The 6,000-nt window shown below is 56.4% G+C and carries 4 protein-coding genes; 2 read left to right on the top strand and 2 right to left on the bottom strand.

What is annotated here, in order from left to right:
• Window positions 1–11: 11 nt before the first annotated feature.
• A complete protein-coding gene (locus OSC10802_RS0116355; protein WP_017717851.1) occupies window positions 12–698 on the top strand; it encodes a polysaccharide deacetylase family protein in 687 nt (228 codons plus the stop codon).
• 104 nt (window positions 699–802) lie between these two features.
• Here the strand turns inward: OSC10802_RS0116355 and OSC10802_RS0116360 are convergent, their stop codons facing one another.
• Together OSC10802_RS0116360 and OSC10802_RS0116370 are read right to left on the bottom strand one after the other, a co-directional pair.
• The gene (locus OSC10802_RS0116360; protein ID WP_017717852.1) at window positions 803–1,795 is read right to left on the bottom strand and encodes a pentapeptide repeat-containing protein; all 993 of its coding nucleotides are present in this window, start codon (window positions 1,793–1,795) and stop codon (window positions 803–805) included.
• Between the two features lie 694 nt (window positions 1,796–2,489).
• Window positions 2,490–3,329 (bottom strand): pentapeptide repeat-containing protein, encoded by an 840-nt coding sequence (locus tag OSC10802_RS0116370; RefSeq protein ID WP_017717854.1) that lies wholly within the window; start codon window positions 3,327–3,329, stop codon window positions 2,490–2,492.
• Window positions 3,330–3,726: 397 nt separating this feature from the next.
• Here OSC10802_RS0116370 and ilvD point away from each other — a divergent pair, with 397 nt between their 5' ends.
• On the top strand, window positions 3,727–5,409 hold the full coding sequence (gene ilvD, locus OSC10802_RS0116375) for a dihydroxy-acid dehydratase (RefSeq protein ID WP_026098544.1): 1,683 nt from the start codon (window positions 3,727–3,729) through the stop codon (window positions 5,407–5,409).
• Window positions 5,410–6,000: the final 591 nt, after the last annotated feature.

Here is a 6,000-nt window from a genome sequence, read left to right on the forward strand (position 1 = left end):
GGTGAGACATAGTGCAATTCGCGCCGCTATATCCCATTGTGTATCAAATTCTCAAACCGGCCTTTTCCAAGTGCCTGTGGGCTGGCGATGAAACATCTCGGGCCATCGCGCTCACCTTTGATGATGGCCCGCACCCGCAGCACACGCCCCAACTGCTGGAAGTTTTAGACCGCTACGGGGTTCAGGCCAGTTTCTTTTGGCTGGGCGTCTGCGTTGAGCGATCCCCGGCAGTGGCCAAAGAAGCCTGCCGGCGGGGGCACTGGATTGGGCTGCACGGGTGGACGCACCGCTCGTTTCCCTGCCTTGCCGGTGAGGAACTCAAGCAAAGTCTGGAACGAACCCAAGCTGCGATTGCCGGTGCCTGCCAGCTGGACTTAGAATATGTGCGGCAGCACGTTCGAGACGTGCGACCTCCCAACGGATTCTTCACCCCCCAGACCTTGCGCTGGCTGCAGGAGTGGGACTACCGTCCTGTGATGTGGAGCGTCGTGCCCGAAGACTGGGTGCGCCCGGGGGTGCCGGTGGTGGTGCGGCGGGTGATGCAGCAAGTGAAACCGGGCTCCCTAATTGTTTTGCACGACGGCTACGTTGGGGGAGAAGACGCAGCCGAGACAGCCGCCGAGCTGATTCCCCAGCTGCTGGATCGAGGCTATAAATTTGTTAGCGTCAATCAACTTTGGCAGGCGGTTCAGTGCTGATAGGGGGTTGCCGGTGGATGAAGCGGGCGTCAGAAACCCGGTTTCTTTAAGAAACCGGGGTTCTCAGTACCTCACGAATATGAAAAACGCGATCGACCGGCACTTCAAGGGGCGCAAGTCGTGCCATCCGGCAGAGTTGCCCCAGTCAGAACCGCCTCGCGCCAGTCAGAGGCTTCCATCTGCGCCCCCCGCAGACTAGCGCCGGTCAAATCCGCTCCCTTTAACAGCGCCCAGTTTAATACAGCCTTCCACAAGTAGGCTCCCCGCAGCTGAGCTTTTCTCAGGTCGGCATTGGACAAATTGGCCAAATTCAGGTTAGCATTAGTCAAATCAGCCTCACTCAAGTCCGTGTCGCTCAGATTAGCCTTAGTCAGGTTCGCCTCACTCAGGTCAGCTTTTCTCAGCGAGGACCCGTTCAAATCTGCGGCTCGCAGATCGGCGGCTTTCAGGATGGCCACTCGCAGCTGGCAATCGCTGAGGTTGGCGGCACTCAGGTTGGCACCGCTAAAGTTGGCTCCACTCAGTTTCGCCGAGCTGAAATTCACCCCGCTGAGATCGGCAGCACTCAGGTTGATTCCGTTTAAGTACGCCCCGCTCAATTGAATGCCATTGAGCAACGCCCCATCCAGTAGCGCCCCACTCAATCTGGCTCCATTCAGGTTCGCCCAACTCAAGTTGGCGTCTGTGAGGTTGGCACAGCGGAGATTGATGCCGCTGAGATTGGCTCCACAGAGGTTGACGCCCCGCAAATTGGCGCTGGAAAGGTTGACCGCCGCCAGCACAGCCCCACTGAGTTTGGCACCGCTGAGATTTGCTCTCACCAGCCCGGCTCCGAGGAGGTTGGCTTTTGTCAGATCGGCGTCAGTCAGGGATACTTCCGAGAGCTTGGCATAACTGAGATCCGCTCCGTACAGGAAGGCACCACTCAAACAAGCGCCGGTGAGGAAAGCTCGACTCAGACAAGCCGATCCCAGAGATGCCCGACTCAGATTAATCCCACTCAGATTGGCGTGTTCTAGGTTCGCCCCGATCAGGTTGACTTCACTAAAATTTCTTTCGCCCGCAGCGTAACGCTGCAGCAGTTCATCAACATTCATATCACTTACCTCACCAATTTTAGAGAGCAGCTCGTTCGCGTCCCACCGGCATGCCAGAAAAAGAGGTGGCGCATTCGGAAGCCCCGCCACGGCGGCGCTTCGGGGGCTTTGCAAGAGGCATAAAATTTTTGTCCGGCCTTTTTTGTGTGCTGCTTTCTGTTTATTAGGTCTTGCTTTTTAAAGGGAGGAGAATCCGGAAGATATCCCAACTAATCCGACTCGCACAGACAGTGCAGCCTCCCATGACACAACGCAACACTCTCCCAGTCAAGCGAGCGAAGTAGGGGAAGTTTTAGCAAGTTGATTTTTCCTCAAGAAACCGCCATTTAGCGCCCTGAAAAGTGTGCGTCCCTGAGTGATCCAAGCGTGGCCACCAGCAACCCAGTGTGTTAAAGAAATCTGGTTTATAGAGTGCGATGTTAGCTTGTATAATTCTAAGTTAGAAGCGCCTGGGTGGCCGCTAGTTCTGCCGTGCCACCGGCACCAAACTGCCGGAGTGAAAAAAAATCGACAGGGCAGACAAGCGGGCACCTGAGGGCGCATCCAGAGATTTGAGATTTGAGATTGGAGATTTTAGAGGGAGTGGAATGTTTTCAATCTGAAATCTCAAATCGGAAATTTCCAGAGAGCTGAAGCCTGGGGCTGCCCTTGGCCTTACTGTCACCGGCTCGCGAAGCGCAAAGGAGGTGCCGGTCTAATCGTGGGTTGTCCCATCCGGCATGATTGCCCCCTTGAGGTCGGCATCCCGGAGATTGACGCGATAGAGATTGGTGTCAATCAAAATAGCATCGCGCAGGTTAGCTCCCGTGAGATTTGACCAGCTCAGCTTGGCCCGGTGCAGGGTGGCCCCACTCAGGTTGACTTCCCGCAGCGTTGCCCAACTGGCGTTTGTCCCCCGCAGTTGCGCCTTGCTCAAATTGGCACCGGCCAGGTTGGCCCCACTCAGTTTGGCCTTGCTCAAATTAGCCGCTCTCAAGTCGGCCCCACTGAGATTGGCCCCATTGAGGATGGCATTGGTGAGGTTCGCCGACTCCAGTACCGCCCCACTCAAAATGGCAATGGTCAGGTTGACCGACTCTAAGTTGGCCCGACTCAGGTCGGCATCACTCACAGAAGCGCGGCTGAAGTTGGCGTCGCTGAGGTTCGCCCAGCGCAGGTTGGCTTTCAGAAGTCTGGCTTCACTGCAGATCGCCTCAATCAGATTGGCTTGTTGAAAGCTCGCCTCACTTAAGTTGGCGCGACTCAAGTTAGCCTCAGTGAGGTTGGCTTTTTCTAAATTGCCTCGCGTTAGGTCCGCCCCAATCAGGTTTATCTCACTCAAGTTGGCCCCACTGAGATCGACCTCTTGCAGAGATGCCTCTCGCAGGTTGGCCCCGCGCAGCTTGGCTCCCGCCAGGCGAGCGCCCCGCAGGTCGGCATCCCGCATGTTGGCCCCAGTCAGGTCGATTCCTGGCAGGTTGGCTCCTACCAGATTTACCTCCCGAAAATCTCTCTCACCGGCAGCGTATCGCTCTAAAAGTTCGTTGGCATCCATGTCATCTGTCTCAATGCGCTATTACAGGTACGCAAGTCTAATCGTGGGCACTTCTATTTCACAGTCTCAAAGGACATAAAATTTTGGTTTTAATCTTTTGAGTCAGCCCAACTGCCGGCAGCACCCGGACAGCTGATTAAAATTGTCTCAAATTGACCCCACTCTGTTGGCATAAAAAGCAGCTCAAAGGGGTATGATTAGTGAGACAGTCAAAAATAGCGGTCAGCGGTCGCCAGTCACAAGGTCAAAAAGTTACTGGTCAAACGCAAGAACCATTGGGACCACGGGCGGACAGATTCGCCGCCGCCTCGGGCCGGCTGCTGAAGACCGGCACCTCTACCGGCACCTCGACCGGCGGACCGCTGATATTCAGATGCTTTCACGGGAAGGAACCAAGATGCCAGAGAATCTCAGAAGCTTTGCCGTCACCCAAGGCGTGCAGCGCTCGCCAAATCGGGCGATGCTGCGTGCCGTCGGTTTTGGGGACGGGGATTTCACTAAACCCATTGTTGGCATCGCGAATGGGTACAGCACGATTACGCCGTGCAATATGGGGATTAACGATCTGGCGAATCGGGCTGTTGCGGGCGCTGCCGGTGCCGGTGCCATGCCCCAGATGTTCGGCACGATTACCATCAGCGACGGCATATCGATGGGAACGGAGGGCATGAAGTATTCCCTGGTGTCGCGGGAAGTGATTGCTGATTCGATTGAAACGGTTTGCAATGGCCAGAGCATGGACGGCGTGCTGGCGATCGGCGGCTGCGACAAGAATATGCCAGGGGCGATGATTGCAATCGCGCGGATGAATATCCCTGCGATTTTTGTCTACGGCGGCACGATTAAACCGGGCCATCACAACGGGCGGGACTTGACGGTGGTGAGCGCCTTTGAGGCGGTTGGGGAATACAGCGCTGGCAAGATTGACGATGCAGAGCTGATGGAGGTTGAGCGCAAGGCGTGTCCCGGTGCCGGTTCCTGCGGCGGCATGTACACAGCTAATACCATGTCTAGTGCCTTTGAGGCAATGGGGATGAGCCTGCCCTATTCCTCTACTATGGCAGCTGAGGATGCGGAAAAAGCTGACAGCACAGAGAAATCGGCTTTTGTTTTGGTAGAGGCGATTCGCAACCAGATTCTGCCGCGCCAGATTCTGACTCGCAAGGCGTTTGAGAATGCGATTTCGGTGATTATGGCGGTGGGCGGCTCGACCAATGCGGTGCTCCACCTGCTGGCTATTGCCAACGCCGCCGGTGTTGAGCTGGCCCTCGATGACTTTGAAGCGATTCGCGCTCGCGTGCCGGTGCTGTGCGACCTCAAGCCTTCGGGGCGCTATGTAGCAACTGATTTGCATAAAGCGGGCGGAATCCCTCAGGTGATGAAGATGTTGCTGGCTAAAAGTTTGCTGCACGGGGACGCCCTGACGGTAACTGGCAAAACAGTTGCGGAAGTGCTGGCGGACGTTCCAGAGGAGCCACCGGCAGGTCAGGATGTGATCCGCCCTTGGGACAGTCCGATGTACGCTCAGGGACACTTGGCGATCCTGCGGGGGAATCTGGCGGCGGAAGGTGCGGTGGCGAAAATCACCGGCATCAAAAATCCCCAAATTACCGGTCCGGCGCGGGTGTTTGAGTCGGAAGAGGACTGTTTGGCAGCGATTTTGGCCGGTGAGATAAAAGCCGGCGATGTGCTTGTTGTCCGCTACGAAGGGCCAAAAGGGGGCCCAGGGATGCGGGAAATGCTGGCTCCCACTTCGGCGATTATCGGTGCCGGTTTGGGGGATAAGGTGGGGCTGATTACTGATGGGCGCTTCTCTGGCGGCACTTACGGGATGGTTGTGGGCCACGTTGCGCCTGAGGCGGCTGTCGGCGGGACCATTGCTCTGGTTCAAGAAGGGGATATGATTACCATTGACGCCCACAACCGGCTGTTGCAGCTGCAGGTTGCGGATGAGGAGTTGCAGCGCCGCCGCGCCGGTTGGCAACCGCCTCAACCCCGGTATACGAAAGGGGTGCTGGCGAAATACGCCAAGTTGGTTTCTTCGAGCAGTGTTGGTGCGGTGACGGATTTGGCACTGTAGCCGGTGAGATGGACCCCACCCCCCAACCCCCTCCGCGCCTCTGCCGGCGGGGGGGAGTTTCTACCCAGCGATGGCGCGAAGAAACTCCACACTTGTAGAGACGCGACATGTCGCGTCTCTAAATATTTGACCGATGGACCTCAGAGCTCGGGCGATGGACCTCAGAGCTCGGGCGATGGACCTCAGAGCTCGACCGATGGAGCTCAGAGCTCGGACGATGGAGCTCAGAGCTCGGGCGATGGAGTTCAGAGCTCGGACGATGGAGCTCAGAGCTCGGACGATGGAGTTCAGAGCTCGGACGATGGCCCAAAAGACGGGTAGGAAGCTTAAGAGTTGATTAAGAAGAGTCTTTTTTAAGAGATTCCCCCTTGACACCGGCAGATTTTAAGTGTTAATCGGCAGAGTTTGTAGTTGGGCTTTAGCCCAAAGTTCGTAGTTGGGCTTCAGCCCAAAAAGGTTCGTAGTTCGGCTTTAGCCCAAAGGTTCGTAGTTGGGCTTTAGCCCAAAGTTCGTAGTTGGGCTTTAGCCCAAAGTTCGTAGTTGGGCTTCAGCCCAAAAAGGTTCGTAGTTGGGCTTTAGCCCAAAAAGGTT

The sequence above is a fragment of the Kamptonema formosum PCC 10802 genome (assembly GCF_000332335.1).
Taxonomy (GTDB): Bacteria; Cyanobacteriota; Cyanobacteriia; order Cyanobacteriales; family Oscillatoriaceae; genus Oscillatoria.

Coding starts and splice junctions, on each gene's coding strand:
- OSC10802_RS0116360 (WP_017717852.1), bottom strand. CDS start 1,795: ATGAATGTTGATGAACTGCTGCAGCGTTACGCTGCGGGCGAAAGAAAT.
- ilvD (WP_026098544.1), top strand. CDS start 3,727: ATGCCAGAGAATCTCAGAAGCTTTGCCGTCACCCAAGGCGTGCAGCGC.
- OSC10802_RS0116370 (WP_017717854.1), bottom strand. CDS start 3,329: ATGGATGCCAACGAACTTTTAGAGCGATACGCTGCCGGTGAGAGAGAT.